This is a genomic window from Arenibacter sp. F20364 (assembly GCF_023015905.1).
Classification (GTDB): domain Bacteria; phylum Bacteroidota; class Bacteroidia; order Flavobacteriales; family Flavobacteriaceae; genus Arenibacter.
This window is the reverse complement of the sequence record NZ_JALKBD010000001.1, coordinates 332,378-348,521: the sequence shown is the minus strand read 5'-3', so window position 1 is coordinate 348,521 and position 16,144 is coordinate 332,378. Positions and strand designations below refer to the sequence as shown.

At 39.5% G+C, this 16,144-nt stretch carries 19 protein-coding genes and 1 tRNA gene; 9 read left to right on the top strand and 11 right to left on the bottom strand.

Features of this window, described 5'->3' with window-relative positions:
- Positions 1–475: 475 nt before the first annotated feature.
- A tRNA-Arg gene (locus MWU84_RS01535) sits at positions 476–549 on the bottom strand.
- 85 nt (positions 550–634) lie between these two features.
- Between MWU84_RS01535 and MWU84_RS01530 the strand changes: the two genes are divergently transcribed.
- A complete protein-coding gene (locus MWU84_RS01530; protein WP_246897413.1) occupies positions 635–1,147 on the top strand; it encodes an adenine phosphoribosyltransferase in 513 nt (170 codons plus the stop codon).
- Here MWU84_RS01530 and MWU84_RS01525 read toward each other — a convergent pair.
- Positions 1,144–1,296 carry an SsrA-binding protein gene (locus tag MWU84_RS01525; RefSeq protein ID WP_246897411.1) on the bottom strand — a complete coding sequence of 51 codons (153 nt, stop codon included), beginning with the start codon at positions 1,294–1,296 and terminating at the stop codon, positions 1,144–1,146. The genes MWU84_RS01530 and MWU84_RS01525 overlap by 4 nt on opposite strands.
- 230 nt (positions 1,297–1,526) lie before the next feature.
- Between MWU84_RS01525 and MWU84_RS01520 the strand changes: the two genes are divergently transcribed.
- Entirely contained in the window at positions 1,527–1,946 is a 420-nt protein-coding gene (locus tag MWU84_RS01520; RefSeq protein ID WP_246897408.1) for a nucleoside-diphosphate kinase, read from the top strand.
- A 70-nt stretch (positions 1,947–2,016) separates the two neighbouring features.
- Here the strand turns inward: MWU84_RS01520 and MWU84_RS01515 are convergent, their stop codons facing one another.
- From MWU84_RS01515 to MWU84_RS01505, 3 genes are read right to left on the bottom strand one after another with little or no spacing between them, the layout of a single operon-like run.
- Entirely contained in the window at positions 2,017–2,313 is a 297-nt protein-coding gene (locus MWU84_RS01515) for a DUF721 domain-containing protein (RefSeq protein WP_031442811.1), read from the bottom strand.
- On the bottom strand, positions 2,313–2,675 hold the full coding sequence (locus tag MWU84_RS01510; RefSeq protein WP_246897406.1) for a lipocalin family protein: 363 nt from the start codon (positions 2,673–2,675) through the stop codon (positions 2,313–2,315). Before MWU84_RS01510 ends, MWU84_RS01515 begins: the two co-directional genes overlap by 1 nt.
- Positions 2,676–2,733: 58 nt before the next feature.
- Positions 2,734–3,813 (bottom strand): DNA replication/repair protein RecF, encoded by a 1,080-nt coding sequence (locus tag MWU84_RS01505; protein WP_246897403.1) that lies wholly within the window; start codon positions 3,811–3,813, stop codon positions 2,734–2,736.
- Between the two features lie 125 nt (positions 3,814–3,938).
- Here MWU84_RS01505 and MWU84_RS01500 point away from each other — a divergent pair, with 125 nt between their 5' ends.
- From MWU84_RS01500 to MWU84_RS01470, 7 genes are all read left to right on the top strand, one after another.
- A complete protein-coding gene (locus MWU84_RS01500) occupies positions 3,939–4,703 on the top strand; it encodes a tetratricopeptide repeat protein (RefSeq protein WP_246897401.1) in 765 nt (254 codons plus the stop codon).
- Between the two features lies 1 nt (position 4,704).
- Complete coding sequence (gene ribH, locus MWU84_RS01495) at positions 4,705–5,184, top strand: 6,7-dimethyl-8-ribityllumazine synthase (RefSeq protein WP_246897399.1); 480 nt, start codon at positions 4,705–4,707, stop codon at positions 5,182–5,184.
- A gap of 135 nt (positions 5,185–5,319) precedes the next feature.
- On the top strand, positions 5,320–5,610 hold the full coding sequence (locus MWU84_RS01490) for a riboflavin synthase subunit beta (protein ID WP_246897397.1): 291 nt from the start codon (positions 5,320–5,322) through the stop codon (positions 5,608–5,610).
- Positions 5,610–7,463, top strand: a complete 1,854-nt coding sequence (gene mutL, locus MWU84_RS01485; RefSeq protein WP_246897395.1) for a DNA mismatch repair endonuclease MutL — start codon at positions 5,610–5,612, stop codon at positions 7,461–7,463. Before MWU84_RS01490 ends, mutL begins: the two co-directional genes overlap by 1 nt.
- Positions 7,464–8,210 (top strand): rhomboid family intramembrane serine protease, encoded by a 747-nt coding sequence (locus MWU84_RS01480; protein ID WP_246897393.1) that lies wholly within the window; start codon positions 7,464–7,466, stop codon positions 8,208–8,210.
- Complete coding sequence (locus MWU84_RS01475; RefSeq protein WP_246897391.1) at positions 8,210–9,082, top strand: rhomboid family intramembrane serine protease; 873 nt, start codon at positions 8,210–8,212, stop codon at positions 9,080–9,082. The genes MWU84_RS01480 and MWU84_RS01475 overlap by 1 nt, the downstream gene beginning before the upstream one ends.
- 3 nt (positions 9,083–9,085) lie before the next feature.
- Positions 9,086–10,120, top strand: a complete 1,035-nt coding sequence (locus MWU84_RS01470; RefSeq protein ID WP_246897389.1) for an endonuclease/exonuclease/phosphatase family protein — start codon at positions 9,086–9,088, stop codon at positions 10,118–10,120.
- Between the two features lie 57 nt (positions 10,121–10,177).
- On the opposite strand, the gene MWU84_RS01465 is transcribed toward MWU84_RS01470, so the two are convergent.
- From MWU84_RS01465 to dapB, 6 genes are all read right to left on the bottom strand, one after another.
- Complete coding sequence (locus MWU84_RS01465) at positions 10,178–10,927, bottom strand: DUF1080 domain-containing protein (protein WP_246897386.1); 750 nt, start codon at positions 10,925–10,927, stop codon at positions 10,178–10,180.
- Between the two features lie 89 nt (positions 10,928–11,016).
- The gene (locus MWU84_RS01460; RefSeq protein ID WP_246897385.1) at positions 11,017–12,330 is read right to left on the bottom strand and encodes a Gfo/Idh/MocA family oxidoreductase; all 1,314 of its coding nucleotides are present in this window, start codon (positions 12,328–12,330) and stop codon (positions 11,017–11,019) included.
- Positions 12,331–12,585: 255 nt separating this feature from the next.
- Entirely contained in the window at positions 12,586–12,894 is a 309-nt protein-coding gene (locus MWU84_RS01455) for a DUF6122 family protein (protein WP_246897383.1), read from the bottom strand.
- Positions 12,887–13,519: a WbqC family protein gene (locus MWU84_RS01450; RefSeq protein WP_246897380.1), complete on the bottom strand. Its 633-nt coding sequence runs from the start codon at positions 13,517–13,519 to the stop codon at positions 12,887–12,889. The genes MWU84_RS01455 and MWU84_RS01450 overlap by 8 nt, the downstream gene beginning before the upstream one ends.
- A 105-nt stretch (positions 13,520–13,624) precedes the next feature.
- The gene (gene lepB, locus MWU84_RS01445; protein ID WP_246897379.1) at positions 13,625–15,358 is read right to left on the bottom strand and encodes a signal peptidase I; all 1,734 of its coding nucleotides are present in this window, start codon (positions 15,356–15,358) and stop codon (positions 13,625–13,627) included.
- Positions 15,359–15,442: 84 nt separating this feature from the next.
- Positions 15,443–16,144, bottom strand: a complete 702-nt coding sequence (dapB, locus tag MWU84_RS01440) for a 4-hydroxy-tetrahydrodipicolinate reductase (protein WP_246897377.1) — start codon at positions 16,142–16,144, stop codon at positions 15,443–15,445.

Sequence of the window (16,144 nt, the reverse complement as noted above, 5' to 3'; positions counted from 1 at the left end):
CGTGGTTTCTTGCTTGTTGTGACCTCGACAGGATTACCTTTGGTTTTCCTTTGTGCTCAAAGTTGCAAATAAGAAACCCCACAGCTATCACTGCATTTTCTTTATTTTATTCCAAAACCTCAAACTGCGTTTGGCCTTTTCCTTAAAACAGAGAACCACGTCTAAAAAAGACGTGGTTCCTTGCTTGTTGTGACCTCGACAGGAGTACCTGCGGTTTTCCTTTGTGCTCAAAGTTGCAAATAAGTAACCACGCCGCTATCGCAGCCAGTTCTTTATTTTACTTCAAAACCTCAAACTTCGTTTGGATTTTTCCATAAAAAAAAAGAACCACGTCTAAAAAAGACGTGGTTCCTTGCTTGTTGTGACCTCGACAGGATTTGCTGTCGCACATCCTGCAAAGCTCCGCTTTGAAAATAGCACAAACAAAAAAACGCTCAAGCAAGCTTGGCGTTTTTTCTTATTGACTATTTATTTGTGACCTCGACAGGATTCAAACCTGTAACCTTCTGAGCCGTAATCAGATGCGCTATTCAGTTGCGCCACGAGGCCATTGTAAAAATTCATTCTTCCCGTTTAACGGGCTGCAAATATATTTCTTTTTAAATTTACCACAAAATTACAACAACCAAAATAAATGGATTTTAAGAAATATGTCCGGGATATCCCTGATTTCCCCAAAGAAGGAATCTCCTTTAAAGATATAACACCCCTATTACAGGATGCCGACGCCTTGGCCAAAGCAGGGGAAGCCTTATTTGAATTGATCAAAAATGACAAGGTGGATAAAGTGGTGGGCATGGAGAGTCGTGGTTTTTTCTTTGCTCCTTTGTTGGCTACACGCCTAAATGCCGGATTTGTTCCAGTGAGAAAACGGGGAAAATTACCACATCAAATAATCAGTGAAACATATGAATTGGAATATGGCAGCGATTTGTTGGAAATCCATGTGGATAGTATCTTAAAAGGGGAGAAAGTACTTATTCATGATGATGTACTGGCCACTGGAGGAACTGCAAAGGCAGTTTGTAAGCTCATAGAACAGTTGGGTGGGGAAGTAGTGCAGTGCAATTTTTTAATGGAACTGAAATTTCTAAATGGTAGGGAAAAATTATCAGGTTATCCGGTAGAAGCCCTTATAAAGTATTAGTCCAAGGCATTTGTTGTTACAAAGTAGCGCCATCCTATTATTGCCATTTGCATTTTTGTGGCTTTGGAAAGGTCCAGCTGCTTTTTTGAATAGGACGGCAATAACAACTTGTTCATTTTTGCCAAAAGTTTGAAGAAAGCCTTTTTCATTCGCTGCAATTATTTTATTGGATTGGTAAAAAAATTAGTTGCCTATACCCGTTCTAATTTGTACAAATATAGGGACTTAGTGGAAAAAAGCTATGGGGCTCTGTTTTCTTGGTTCAATTGTACCTTGAAAAGCCTACCATTATCGATAAATTGCAATATACGCCACAAGATATATCTCAAATATTGCGAGTTGTAGAATAAAACGTATTTTTGCGCAAAATTTTAATGTAATGAGCACAAATAGAACATTTACCATGATTAAGCCCGATGCCGTTGAGAATGGACACATCGGTGGAATTTTGGACAAAATAACTTCGGCCGGATTCAAAATCGTGGCAATGAAATATACGCAGCTGAGTAGAAGGGATGCTCAAGCGTTTTATGCAATACATAAGGAACGTCCTTTTTTTGGTGAATTGGTCGATTTTATGACCAGAGGGCCTATTGTGTCGGCTATTTTGGAAAAGGATAATGCAGTTGAAGATTTTCGCGCTTTGATCGGGGCAACAAACCCAGTGGATGCAGCAGAAGGTACCATTCGTAAAATGTTTGCTACTTCAATAGCTGAAAATGCCGTGCATGGCTCTGATAGTGATGAAAATGCTGCGATAGAAGGTGCGTTTCATTTCGCTGGTAGGGAAATTTATTAAGAACTTATTGTATATAGAATTAAAAACCACGCCCATGGGCGTGGTTTTTTTGTTAAATAATAACGCAAGCTTATCTAAGAACAATTTTTGTGATTAGATCTTTTCCCAACTCCTCGTTCAATAATTTTATGATCTTGGATTTGCCCAGACTTAGCTCTTCCCGCAATACCGAGGAAGAAAGTGATACGAATAGGGTGTCGTTCCGAAGTTCAATGGCCGTAGTGTAATTGTTTACGCCATTGCCCATTAAATTTTTCCAAGCTTCCCTGGCATTAACGCGGTCCATGCCTTTTTGTAACTTGTTTTCGGCAATAAATTCTTGTAAAGCTTCACCTAGGCGAAGGTTGTCATTTTTTCTTTTGGCCATTATTGTTCAAGATTAATGGGTTCAAATTTTCTGTACCGGTATTTTATGTTTTCTTCACTTAATACCGTAAAGCTATTTTCCGAGAGACTTATAATTTTTTCGTGCCATTCGCTCAGATCGGTTTTATAATCTAAAGTGAAAACTCCATTGTTTTCATAAATGCTGAACATTTCCGCATCATTCGAAGTATGGTAGTTGCCATTAAAGTTTGGCTGTACCTTTTTTCGAAACCCCTTTTGGTCCTTCACTTCAATATAGTCTATACTGGTATTGACTGTATATTCCTTCTCGGAGCCATCTGGAAAAGTAACTTTTTCTATCTCCCAGTATCCGTTCAAATAGGATAAATCTAATTTGTTCACTTTACTTTGGCAACCAACTAGACCAATCAAGGTGATAATAATATAAACATATCGCATACTACAATTTAAATATTTTATAGGACTGATGTATTTTTTTTACTACTTCCTCGGTTCTATCGGCGTGGGTGTCGCTAAGGAATATCTGTCCAAAATTTTCTTCGTCTACCAAATTGATAATATGGGCCACTCTGTTTTCGTCCAATTTGTCAAAAATATCATCTAAAAGTAACAATGGCGTGGTGCCGGCCTGTTTCTTTATAAAGTAAAATTGTGCCAATTTTAGGGCGATCAAAAATGATTTCTGCTGTCCTTGACTACCAAATTTCTTAATGGGATGCCCGTCTATCTCAAAATTGAGGTCGTCCTTATGCGTGCCAACACTGGTGTATTGGAGTGCTTTGTCCTTTTCTATATTCTTCTCCAATAAAGTTAAGAGATCGCTGTCCAATAACTTACTGTCATATGTTAAATCTACAGGCTCTTTTCCTCCCGAAATGGCAAGATACTGTTCTTTGAATATGGGTATGAACTCCTCCAAAAATTTGGCCCTTTTTGAGAATATTTTGCTTCCGTATTCCTGAAGTTGCTCATTGTAGATGGTCAAAGTTGTCTTGTCAAAGGTCTGGTTAACGGCAAAATACTTAAGAAGGGAATTTCTCTGACTAAGGGTCTTGTTGTACTTGATGAGATTTTGTAGGTATTCCTTGTCTGATTGGGAAATGACCCCGTCCATGAATTTTCTTCGTGTTTCACTGCCTTCAATGATTAGATCGCGGTCAGCGGGAGAAATAATGACCAAGGGTAAGAAGCCTATATGGTCAGAAAATTTATCGTAAGCCTTGCCATTGCGTTTAATGATTTTTTTCATCCCCTTTTTTAGGCTACATAGAATCTTTTCCTCCCTGTCATTTTTATTGAATTCCCCGTCAATCACGAAAAAATCCTCATTGTGCCTTATATTCTGGGTAGCCACTGGATTAAAGTAACTTTTCCCAAAGGCAAGGTGGTAAATGGCATCTAAAACATTCGTTTTTCCTACCCCGTTATCGCCCACGAAACAATTGATTTTGGCATCGAATTCGAAATTTTCGGAAGCAAAGTTTTTATAATTAATAAGTGATAATTTCTTTAGAAACATTCTGGCTTGTAAAAAATTTATTTTTTATTCCTCCCGGAATCTATAAAATATCCAAAAATAACGAATAAATACCCGTTCGGTTTTGGATAAAAACTTTATTTTTGCGCGATTAATAAAATTCAAAAATGGCAACATACAAGAAAAGAGGTTTTAAACCAAAAAATAAAGAGGAGGAGATTTTGTTGGATGAGCAGGAAAGTACAACTGCTGAGGTGTTTAGTTCATTGGATGAAGGAGCATCCAGATCGGAGGAATGGGTTTCCAAAAATCAAAATTATATTCTTGGAGTAATTGGGGTGATTGCAGTGGCCGTATTGGGTTATATGGCCTATTTTCAATTTGTGGAGAAGCCAAAAGAGGCAAGTGCTGCAAATGAAATGTTGTATCCCCAACAATATTTTGATCAAGCATTGGTGGCTACGGCCCAAAAGGATTCATTATTTACCCTTGCCTTGAACGGTGCAGAAGGTAAGTATGGATTTTTGGATATCATTGAGGAGTACAACGGCACTCCTGCCGCTAATCTGGCGAAATATTCTGCTGGGATGGCATTGTTGAATATGCAGAAGTATGATGAGGCCATTAAGTATTTGGAAGGATTTTCCTCTGATGATTTAATATTGGGTGCCTTGGCCAAAGGTGGATTGGGAGATGCTTTCTTGCAATTGAACCAACCCGAAGATGCTTTAGGATACTACGAACAGGCCGTTGCACATAGTGCCAACGATTTTACCACGCCTAAATTCTTGTACAAAGCAGGTGTTACCGCATTGGAATTAAAAGAAGGTGATAAGGCCCTAAAGTATTTCCAAAGAATAAAGGATGAATACCCAAGTTCGGATGAGGCTAGGACTATAGATGCATTTATAGGTAAGGCAAAAAACAACTAGTATGGCCACGGCTAATAAAAATTTATCGGCTTACGATAAAGCAACAATCCTAAGCGCGAAGGATCTTCGGTTTGGGATTGTTGTTTCAGAGTGGAATGAGTCAATTACAGAAGGACTTTACAACGGGGCCATCGAGGCGCTTTTGGATTGTGGGGCCCAGAAGGAAAATGTTATTCGATGGAACGTTCCAGGGAGTTTTGAGCTTACTTTTGGTGCCAAGAAAATGATCGAATCCAAGAAAGTGGACGCTGTTATTGCCATTGGCAGTGTAATTCAAGGGGAAACCAAACACTTCGATTTTGTTTGTGGCGCTACCGCTCAAGGAATAATGGATCTAAACGTAAGGACCCAAGTGCCTGTTATTTTTTGCGTTTTAACGGACAACAATATGCAGCAGGCTATTGATCGCAGTGGCGGTAAACATGGCAATAAAGGCGCTGAAGCGGCTATTGCGGCCATAAAAATGGCAAGCCTGGGCTAATTCTCTTTAAATTTCTTTATAGATCTTGTTGGTTTGAAGGAAAAATGGGCGTATTTCCTGTAATTGTTAACATTTTTTGGCAAGGGATTTAAGGCATTTTTTTTGTTTTTAAGTAACTTTGAAACAATAAGGATTATGGGAAAGTTTTCGAAATTACGTAAAAACAAAAAGTTCAATTATACACCTCGTTACTACAATGATAAAGGTGAGGGAAGTCCGTACAAAATAGAACATAAACTGGATAAATTCAGGCCTACCATGGATGGTCGTAGAGGGCTTAAAGGTAAGTTTGGCAGGGCTATGGACGATTTAAAACAATCCGGAAGTCGAAACCAAAAAATTAGAACCCTTATAATTATTGCCATCCTGATCCTTATTTTTCTTTACATCATAGATTTCGATCTATCTATCTTTATAACTCGATAATGGCAGATATTATTAAGCTTTTGCCAGACCATGTTGCCAATCAAATTGCCGCAGGGGAAGTAGTTCAACGGCCTGCCTCGGTAGTTAAGGAGCTTTTGGAAAATGCCATTGATGCCGGAGCTTCTACTATAAAATTAGTGGTAAAGGATGGTGGTAAAACACTTATTCAAGTAATTGACGATGGAGTAGGAATGAGTGTTACCGACGCGCGACTAAGTTTTGAGCGTCATGCCACATCCAAGATCCAAAAGGCAGAAGACCTTTTTCAATTGAATACCAAAGGCTTTAGGGGAGAGGCCCTCGCCTCCATAGCTGCCATTGCCCACGTGGAAATGCAGACAAGGACCGAGGAAGAGGAGGTGGCAACACATATCAAGATTGAGGGCAGCAAGATTATCTCACAGGAAGTAACTGTGGCCCCGAAAGGGACTTCCATGATGGTGAAGAATCTGTTTTTTAATATTCCTGCCAGACGAAATTTCCTTAAATCCAACAATGTAGAACTACGTCATATCCTAGACGAATTCCATAGGGTGGCCTTGGCCCATTCATCTATCAATTTTCATTTTTATAATAATGGTAGTGAATTGTTCAACCTGCCTACTTCCAACAGTAGACAGCGTATAGTGAATATTTTTGGAGGCAAGACCAATGAAAAGTTGGTTCCGGTAAAGGAAGAGACGCAAGTGGTCCAAATTAGTGGTTATATCAGCAAACCGGAATACGCAAAAAAGAGTAGGGGAGAGCAGTTTTTTTTTGTAAACAATAGGTTTATAAAAAGCCCATACCTGCATCACGCTATTTTGGGAGCTTTTGATGGACTGATAAAAAAGGAGAACCATCCGGGTTATTTCTTGTATTTATCCGTGGATCCAGGTTCTATAGATATCAATATACATCCTACCAAAACGGAAATTAAATTTGATGACGAGCATACCCTATATGCTATTTTAAGATCTACTGTGAAGCATAGTTTGGGTCAGTTCAATGTTATCCCCTCTCTGGATTTTGAACAAGATCAAAACCTGGAGACCCCATATGGCTACAAGGATAAATCGGCGGAATTTCCAAGGATTAGCGTAGATTCCGGTTTTAATCCCTTTAAGGAAGACTCCGATGCCGGAACTGCACAGAGGTCTAATTTCCAGAAACCAAATACAAAAGGTTGGGAAAGTCTATATGTTGGAATGGAATCCAATATAGGGAAGAATTCAGGGTTCAGTAGTGTGAGCTTCGAATCCGATACCATTACTGGGTCTATTTTTGATAGTAAAAAGGAGACCATAGATACGGGTACAACCACTTTTCAGTTAAGGAGAAAATATATAGTGACCACTATAAAATCGGGCATGGTGGTGATAGATCAAAGTAGGGCTCATCAACGTGTTCTCTACGAAAAATTCTTGAAGAACATTACCATAAAGGAGGCGGTTAGCCAACAATTGTTATTTCCCTTATCTTTGACATTTTCCAAATCTGATTGCGCAATCATAGAGGAAATTCAGGATAGCTTAACCACAGTGGGGTTTGTGTTTGATAGTATTAGTGGTGAAGAGGTTACGGTTACGGGGGTGCCCTTGTCCGTTCCGGAGAGTGAGGTAGGTATTATTTTAGATCAGTTGATATCGGACTACCAACAAGATTTTGTGGTCGATGGTTTTTCTCAGACCGATATACTGGCAAAAACTTTGGCCAAATCTTTATCTGTAAAAACAGGAGAGATGTTGGACGGCGACTCCCAATTGGCCCTGGTAAACGATTTGTTTGCTTGTAAGGAATCTGGGGTAAGTCCTTTTAATAAGCCAATATACGTCACCATTACCGAGGACGATATTGATAAAAAATTTATATAAATGGGTAGGATTACGGACGCAGTAAAACATTTGATAATTATTAATGTGTTGTTTTTTGTAGCAACACAATTATATGGCGATCAAATGTACCAATGGTTTTCCCTTTGGTTTCCGAAAAATGAAAATTTTGGGTTTTGGCAGGTTATATCCCATATGTTTATGCATGGAGGATTTATGCATATTCTGTTCAATATGTATGCGCTATGGGCCTTTGGTTCGCCACTGGAACGCATGTGGGGCAGAAATAAATTCTTCTTTTTTTATTTCTCGGCCGGTATTGGTGCAGCCTTGATCCATACAGGGGTGAATTACTATAACTTTAATCAGGGGATGGATGCTTTAATAAGCGCTGGAATTCCCAAAGAACAGATAATGGAAATTATTACTGGAGGGAAATACAGTCCCAGTTGGTACGATATCGCTTCCCAAGATACCATCGATAGTTTTTTGAGTGCCTTTAATACTCCTGCAGTAGGGGCCTCTGGTGCTATTTACGGTGTTTTGGTGGCCTTTGGAATGTCTTATCCAAACAGTGAACTTTTCTTGATGTTTATTCCCGTACCAGTAAAAGCCAAGTATTTTATTCCGGTATTAATTGGACTGGATTTATTTTCCGGGGTAACAGGGTATTCAATTTTTGGGAATGGAATAGCACATTTTGCCCATGTGGGTGGCGCGTTATTTGGATTCATAATGATGTGGTATTGGAAAAAAAATCAGTTTAACAATAATCGCTGGGACAGGTAATGGGCAATCAGAACATAAGATATTATTACAATAGGTTAAATATTGCGGAAAGGCTTATAGTCATTAATGTAGCAGTATTTATCCTTAGTGGACTTCTGAAGATTTTGTTCGGATTATCTGGGGATAGTATTATTCGATGGTTTGAACTTCCTAAGGATTTTTTTCATTTTCTTACCCAACCTTGGTCTATTTTTACTTATTCTTTTTTCCATTCGGGATTGGGCCATATCTTTTGGAATATGCTGATGCTGTATTTTGCAGGTAGAATTTTTTTAAACCTTTTCGATAATAAAAGGTTCCTCAACGTATATTTTTTAGGGGTAATTCTTGGCGGAATGATATTTTTACTGAGTTATAATATCTTTCCTGCCTTATTGGGTATAAACACATCCTTGATAGGTGCCTCGGCCGGAGTTACGGCTGTGCTTATTTTTGTATGTTCCTATTTGCCCAATCAGGAGGTGCGTGTTATTTTTTTCAATGTAAAACTTTGGCACATTGGGGTCTTTGTAGTCTTGTTAGATCTAGTTCAGATTTCAACAGGGGGCAATGTAGGTGGCCGCTTGGCACATTTGGGAGGAGCTGCATTGGGATATTTTTATGCACGCCAACTTATAAACGGCCAGGATATTGGTAGTGGTTTTGCGAAGATTTTGGATGCCATTGCCAATTTATTTAAACGTAGTGAAAAAAAGGCCCCCTTAAAAACGGTTTATCGTAAGCAAACTAGGGGAGGTACCAGTAAGGACAATTACGATAAGGAAAGTCGCCAGCGAAAGATAGATGCTATTTTGGATAAAATAAGCAAGTCTGGGTACGAAAGTCTTTCCAAGGCTGAAAAGGATTTTTTATTTAAGGCAGGAAAGGAATAACACGTGAAGAACCTTAATTTTATTGATAAATTCTTGTTCTTCATTAATGCCATTTTTGCACTTCTGTTGTTCATTTCTTGTTTTGTACCGCTAATCCCGGTGGCCAATTTTGCTTATTTTTCCATTCTGAGCCTTACGGTACCGCTATTGGTTCTTTTCAATTTGATTTTTTTGGTGTATTGGCTGTTTAAAAGAAAAAGACAATTGTTGTTACCCGCTTTTGTTTTGGCCTTTGGCTATTTTATTTTAGGAAACTTTTTTAGGTTTAAATTGTCCGAAGAGGAGGTCAAGGAAGAGGACCTCAGTATAATGAGTTATAATGTAAGGGCTTTTAATAAGTTTGACTGGATTCACGATGTCTCGGTAGGTGATCAAATAGTTGATTTAATTACTGCTGAAGATCCCGATATATTGTGTATTCAGGAGTTCAGCCGGATAAGGGATAGACAACTTAAAAAAGTCTATGCCTATAAATTTACGACAGCCTATGCATTGAGCGAAAAGAAATCAATCCAAGCCATTTACTCCAAATTTCCGATTATCAATAAGGGTTCCTTGGATTTTCCTGACAGTGCCAATAATGCGCTATTTGCCGATATAGTGGTGAATAAGGATACCATAAGGGTTTATAATCTGCATTTGGAGTCGCACAAGATTATACCCAGTGTTAGTCGAATCTCCAATGAACCTACGGGAAGACTACTTAAGAGGTTGGGAAAATCCTTTGCCAAACAAGGGAAACAGGCGGAATTGGTGGACCAGCACATAGAAGCCACACCATACAAGAAAGTCGTTTGTGGGGATTTTAACAACACTCAATTTTCCAATGTTTACAGGGTGATCAAAGGAGATATGAACGATTCCTTTTCCGAGAAGGGAACGGGTTATGGCCGGACCTTTAATTTTAGATATTATCCGGTTAGAATAGATTTTATTTTGGCGGATGAAGCTTTCAAAATTATGGCACATAAAAATTTCGACCTAAAATTATCTGATCACTTTCCGGTTATGGCATCCATCAAAATTGGTTCCAATTAGTATGTCTTTCCTTTTAAAAGTGTTGTAGGTCAGTGTAATTGGGGCCGTGCAGTATGCTTAAAATACTATTTTGGCAGTTTGTTCTTCTGAGGTAACCCCAGGGGGTAATTCTATTATTTTAAAGTTTTTAAATTGAATTTCAGCACCTTCGGACTCAAGGCACAAATAGCCTTTTTTGATGGATGATTTACTTATGCCATTTACAAACTTCCCGTTGACCGAGAGTTTTATGGTTCCATCAACACAGACAACCTTGTAGCTGTTCCACTGCTCCTTGCCAAGAGCTCTGTTTTCTATGGATTTGCTTCTAGTGCCCCTTGGGTTGTCCGGTAAGGTATTTACTCCACCAACGCCAAAAAGTTCCCCGTGTACATAGGCTATTGGAGGCTTTACCCCATCTCGAATATTCTGGTTCACCCAATCCAGCTCCAGCATTTGCACTTCCACACCTCCCGGCAAACGATTTTTTTCGCCCGGTATGGCATCGCTCCAAACAAATACCCCAGAATTTCCACCAGCTTCCATATGCCGCCATTCCACCAGCATTATAAAATTCTCATACTGTTTTTCGGAGCGCATGACCCCTATGGGAAGACCTGAACAAATAAGCATATCCTTTTCTTTGCGCCAAGTTTCCGGCTCTGTATTCACATTTATCCACTGAATTGGGTTCGCTTTAGCTTTTCCCTTGGAGGCCAGTTCTTGCAAAGTGGTCTCGGTACCGAAGGTTATTGGCTTGTTCTGGGCCAAGGCATTTAGGCTGGTCGCTATGAAAAATAACAGGCAAAGGTTTAAAGATATTTTCATTTGCTTGTTGGTCCTATTTACTGTTGGATGGATTGTCGCGGCCCAAAATGCCTTTCAGACTACTTGGGGTGTCCTTATTTAGTTTGATATTATATAAATTTGGTTTTACCGGGAACGGCTACTGGTTGTGTGGGCCATTTTAAATCCCAATTATATTCATCCACCTTAGGACCAAGGGATTCTTGGGAATTAAAGGCTTGTTCCCAGCTGATGGTCTGTCCGGTATATCCTACCATTCTAGCCCAAATGGCCAGCATGGTGCTGGTAGCCATCCATTCTCCATTGTTGATCGGATTTCCATTTCTGATGGATGCAAAAAGCTCGTCATGTTCTGTCTGGAACATATTGTTTCTTTCGCCATCGTAGGTCCATTTGTTCTTTCCCGTTATTTCATATCTACGGCCAATATGTACTATGGCACTACCATCACTGCCAAAAACCTCTACACTGTTTTTGTGCGAGGTATCGCTCTGTTGCCTAGTAAAATGATACCCTTTTGCGCCATTGGCGTATTCGAACTCCACGGCAAAATGATCAAATATATTACCGTATTTTTTGTCGACCCTCACTTGTCTTCCACCAGTTCCGGTGGCACTAACCGGCATTTTATCGCCCATCACCCAAGACATCATATCCAAACTATGAACGGCCTGCTCTACGATAAAATCTCCGGACAACCAATTGTAGTAGTACCAGTTGCGCATATTGTAGGTCATATCGGTCCAATCTGGCTGACGGTCTTTATACCAAGCCTCCCCTCCATGACGGAAAGTAGTTACGGTTCTTATATCCCCAATCTCTCCATCCAAAACGCGCCCGTATATGGCCCTATTGGGATAGTCGTACCTAAAACAAAAACCGGATACCAAGGATAGATTTTTCTCTTTTGCTTTTTTTGCTGCAGCCAACACTTTATGCACCCCGGGGGCGTCCACTGCTACAGGTTTTTCGCAGAAAACATGTTTTCCGGCATTTACCGCGGCGGTAAGGTGATCTGGTCTAAAAGCGGGCGGCGTAGTAAGTAATACCACATCTACGCCAGATTCGATTACTTTTAGATAGGCATCGAAACCAATAAACTTGTTTTTGCCGTCTACTTTTATTTTGTCTCCGGCAATTTTTAAAAGAGCTGAATGTGCTTCTTCCAATCGATCTTCAAAAACATCTCCCATGGCATAGAGAATCACATTAGGGTCGGCTTCCAAGGCTTGGGCAGCAGCTCCGGTACCCCGACCACCACAACCTATAAGGCCTACCTTGAGTGGGGAGTCTTTATATGCTTTTGTGGCGCCAAAGGATACAGCGGGATACGCCAACGAACCCCCTATAAGAGCTATCCCGGATTTTTTTATAAAGTCCCTTCTTCCGGGGGTAGCTGAATTTTTAGATTTATGGTCTTTCATTTTTTTGTAGTTGATTGGATTTATCCTTCTTAAAAAGGATATACAAAATAGCAATAATTTTTTTAAGTCCCTAAAATGCTTTGCCTCGGCTTTTTTGAATTTCGGGTAGTTCCGTTTTGTTATGGCTTTAGTACGGGAAAAGTGTCTTGGCCGTTTCTTATGGCCAAGGAGTGATATATGTATGAAAGTGCTGTTTGGCTGAGGATGAATTGATCCAGTAAATAATGAAGAACAACATGGGGCCCCTAATTGACCTTACATTAAATAGCAGTCAACAGTGTCTGCCAAAATATGTATTAAAAAAGCGATGCCAAAAACTCTGGTGTTTTTGAGAAACAGCAAGAGGGAATAACCTGCAATCGCCCAATAGGTGTGTAAGGGGTGAAAGTCAATGCTGCATCGGTTTGGGTCAAAAATTGGATTTGCCCATAAATGATCCAAATCCAAAAGAATTCCTGCCAATAGAATCAAGATTATTTTTAGTCGGTGTTCCTTAAAAAAGACTAATCCAATAATTACTGGAAGTATAAAATGAATACCGTAATGTAAACAAAACCTAAGCATTCTGAAGGTTTAAGTTCAGGCCTTTTAGATAGGTCAATGCATTGGTGCCTTCATTGAACAAGAGATCCAAAATACTTAAGTTGGGAACAAAGTCGTTTCTATCCTCAAATACTTGTACGTATACGGGCTGCTCAAATTGAGGCTTTGTTTTGGAATCTATTAAAAACCTTCCATCAATTTTATCGGTTACGTCAACCTCATAGGTTGCTGTCCTGTGCAGAGGCATATTTATTTGCATACATTGGCATATGGTCTCAATAGTTTTTAGGTTAAAATCCATTAAGGAATGGAATGTATTATGGTACAATGGAGCAATATCGTCTTCATAGAATTCGAAGAAGGGAGAGGTCCTATAGGCCGTTTCCAATGTTCGCCAGTGTTGTCGCTGCCAGTGATAGTCGTTATCGATTTGTACGTTGCCATACTTTTGTTTTCCCTTTTTATTGCCAATATGTTTAATGGGAATATTAAGCATGTGCAATCCTAGGTCCGTGCATATATAACACCTATTGCGATAGGTCTGCTTTTGATAATTGTCCATTACCTCCCAACAAATATCATTCTGTACAATTGCCGCAAAATTGGCGATATTGGGAAAGTAAGCCGGATGAAGCAGAAGTTTCATGGTTTAATTTGAAAATGTATCAATGTAAAAACTATATCATGTAGCAATGGAATGTCTTGAAAACCGGAATGGTCAGATCGGTACATATAAACAATACTACATTAATTATTTATCCTCCGTTTTTTTCTTTTTTCTAAAGAAATCAAATACAAACCAGGCAGCCAATAAAATCAAGAAATACTTAAAATAGGAAGTAGGCTCACCATCGCCGTTTACAGTAGTAAATACTCGATTCCATCTAACCTTCCAATTGGCCATACCATCGTTAATGCCATCAATACTCATCCATATAAAAATGGGGGTTCCTACTATGTGGTCTTCAGGGACATAACCCCAGAACCTACTGTCTTCGGATCTATGTCTGTTATCGCCCATCATCCAATAGTAATTTTGTTTAAAAGTGTAGGAATTGGCAACTTCATCATTAATGAGGATTTGATTTCCGTTCACTTTAACGTCATTTCCTTCATATTCCTTAATTATCTTTTCGTAAATGGGGAGTACCTCTATGTTGAGTGGAACGGTTTTTCCTTTTTCTGGCAGGTAAATTGGATCCATGTTGTCCACAGTGCCGGGATGTGCTGCATTTTGCGGGAAAATGGAAGTGTCCGGATTTTTATACGAGAATTTATTGATTGAGGTAATTCCATCCTTGCCCGTAAAGTTTTTGGCTTCCTCTTCGGTCAAATTAAAGAGGGCCATATTCTTCATATCTTCGGACTTTAAATAGTCCCTTACCTTTTGGTTGCCTACATTACCGGCGTAATAGGTATAGGTTGAATCGGATTTTGTCTGTTCCAAACTCATGGCATTTATCACCTCGGAAGCACGTTCCTGTTGCAAGGAGCTGTTGGGTACCCGAATGACATTTCCGGATAGGTTTTCTCTTCCAAGGAGTTCTATTGCAGCATTGGAAAACTGTCCGTCTACGGTAACCGTATGCAGGAATTGAGGTTTTGCCCTATAGGGTAAAACGGTTTTTTCGCCATTGATGTAAACATATCCGTCCTTAATGGTCAAGGAATCTCCCGGAACCCCAACACAACGTTTTACATAATTGGATTTTTTATCGATTGGTTTGCGTACCCCTTGTTGTTTTTTGAAGAATTGATAAACCGTATCTGCCGGCCAGCTAAAAACCACTATGTCGTTTCGTTTTACTTTCTTAAATCCAGGAAGTCTTAAATATGGCAACTGTAATTTATTCCAAATTGAAGTCTTATAGGTAGCGGGATCAACATCGGCAACGTAGGATCTGGTTTTTAATATGGGCAAGGTGTCGTGAACCATGGGAGCGGCTACGGTGGTCATTGGTATCCTTGCTCCGTAATGAAATTTACTTACGAAAAGAAAATCGCCGACCAATAGGGTTTTTTCCAAGGAACTAGTAGGAATAACAAAGGGTTGTATCAAATAGGTATGCACCAAAGTAGCGGCCACAATGGCAAATACAATAGAACTAACCCACTCACCAAGCGCACTTTTGGGATGAATGTCCCTGTTTTCTATATATTTTACGTCTTCAAAATAGTTTACGTAATAGATAAACAGCCCTAAGGTCAATATGGCCAACCAGGTATCCAGTAGATTATTTTTTCCAAAACTTCTAAGGGTTTCTACCCAGACTACCGGAAACATCAATAAATTAATGATCGGGATAAAAAGCAAAATCACCCACCATTTGGGCCTATTGATAATTTGCATCAGCACAATGGCATTATAGACAGGGATTGCAGCCTCCCAAGCTTTTCTTCCTGCTTTTACATATAATTTCCAGGTGCCTAGAAAATGTATCACCTGAATAATTAAAATGAAGATAATCCACTGTGTGCCGTTCATATTGGTAATTATTATTTAATGATTGATGGCTTAAAAAAACTTGTCAATCGTTAAGTCAGTTTAAGTTGTTCTTTGTTACGTTCTTTAACGTAGGTTTAACACGTCTTTCATGGTGAAAACCCCCGTTTTGCCTACTATCCATTCGGCGGCTATCACTGCTCCAAGGGCAAAACCTTCCCTGTTATGTGCGGTATGTTTAATTTCAATGCTATCTACTTCGCTTTCGTAAGTAACGGTATGGGTTCCAGGAGTATCGGCAATACGCTTGGCCGTGATAGGAATTTCCTTGTCCCCTGCGCTGTCCAACTTCCAATTGGTGTAATTGGTTTGCTTAATAATACCCTCGGCCAAAGTAATGGCCGTTCCGCTAGGGGCGTCCAATTTTTGGGTATGGTGTATTTCTTCCATGGCTACCTTATATTGATCTTGGGAAGCCATCAATTTTGCCAAATGGGAGTTCAACTCAAAAAAAAGATTGACCCCTAAACTAAAGTTGGAGGCATAAATGAATGCTCCATTATTTTCCTGGCAAAGCTCTACAGCTTTTGGGTAATCCTCAAGCCATCCCGTGGTTCCGCAAATTATGGGTACATTGTGTTCCAGGCAGTTTTTAATGTTTCCAAAAGCAGCATTGGGCATACTAAAATCAATGGCAACATCAATTTTCGAAAAATCTATATCTGTTGCATCCAAATCAATTTTTGCAACAATGGTATGGTTTCTTTTCAGGGCGATCTGTTCGATCATTTTACCCATTTTACCATATCCGAATAAGGCAATATTCAT

Coding starts and splice junctions, on each gene's coding strand:
- MWU84_RS01530 (WP_246897413.1), top strand. CDS start 635: ATGGATTTTAAGAAATATGTCCGGGATATCCCTGATTTCCCCAAAGAA.
- MWU84_RS01525 (WP_246897411.1), bottom strand. CDS start 1,296: ATGAAAAAGGCTTTCTTCAAACTTTTGGCAAAAATGAACAAGTTGTTA.
- MWU84_RS01520 (WP_246897408.1), top strand. CDS start 1,527: ATGAGCACAAATAGAACATTTACCATGATTAAGCCCGATGCCGTTGAG.
- MWU84_RS01515 (WP_031442811.1), bottom strand. CDS start 2,313: ATGGCCAAAAGAAAAAATGACAACCTTCGCCTAGGTGAAGCTTTACAA.
- MWU84_RS01505 (WP_246897403.1), bottom strand. CDS start 3,813: ATGTTTCTAAAGAAATTATCACTTATTAATTATAAAAACTTTGCTTCC.
- MWU84_RS01500 (WP_246897401.1), top strand. CDS start 3,939: ATGGCAACATACAAGAAAAGAGGTTTTAAACCAAAAAATAAAGAGGAG.
- ribH (WP_246897399.1), top strand. CDS start 4,705: ATGGCCACGGCTAATAAAAATTTATCGGCTTACGATAAAGCAACAATC.
- MWU84_RS01490 (WP_246897397.1), top strand. CDS start 5,320: ATGGGAAAGTTTTCGAAATTACGTAAAAACAAAAAGTTCAATTATACA.
- mutL (WP_246897395.1), top strand. CDS start 5,610: ATGGCAGATATTATTAAGCTTTTGCCAGACCATGTTGCCAATCAAATT.
- MWU84_RS01480 (WP_246897393.1), top strand. CDS start 7,464: ATGGGTAGGATTACGGACGCAGTAAAACATTTGATAATTATTAATGTG.
- MWU84_RS01475 (WP_246897391.1), top strand. CDS start 8,210: ATGGGCAATCAGAACATAAGATATTATTACAATAGGTTAAATATTGCG.
- MWU84_RS01465 (WP_246897386.1), bottom strand. CDS start 10,927: ATGAAAATATCTTTAAACCTTTGCCTGTTATTTTTCATAGCGACCAGC.
- MWU84_RS01460 (WP_246897385.1), bottom strand. CDS start 12,330: ATGAAAGACCATAAATCTAAAAATTCAGCTACCCCCGGAAGAAGGGAC.
- MWU84_RS01455 (WP_246897383.1), bottom strand. CDS start 12,894: ATGCTTAGGTTTTGTTTACATTACGGTATTCATTTTATACTTCCAGTA.
- MWU84_RS01450 (WP_246897380.1), bottom strand. CDS start 13,519: ATGAAACTTCTGCTTCATCCGGCTTACTTTCCCAATATCGCCAATTTT.
- lepB (WP_246897379.1), bottom strand. CDS start 15,358: ATGAACGGCACACAGTGGATTATCTTCATTTTAATTATTCAGGTGATA.
- dapB (WP_246897377.1), bottom strand. CDS start 16,144: ATGAATATTGCCTTATTCGGATATGGTAAAATGGGTAAAATGATCGAA.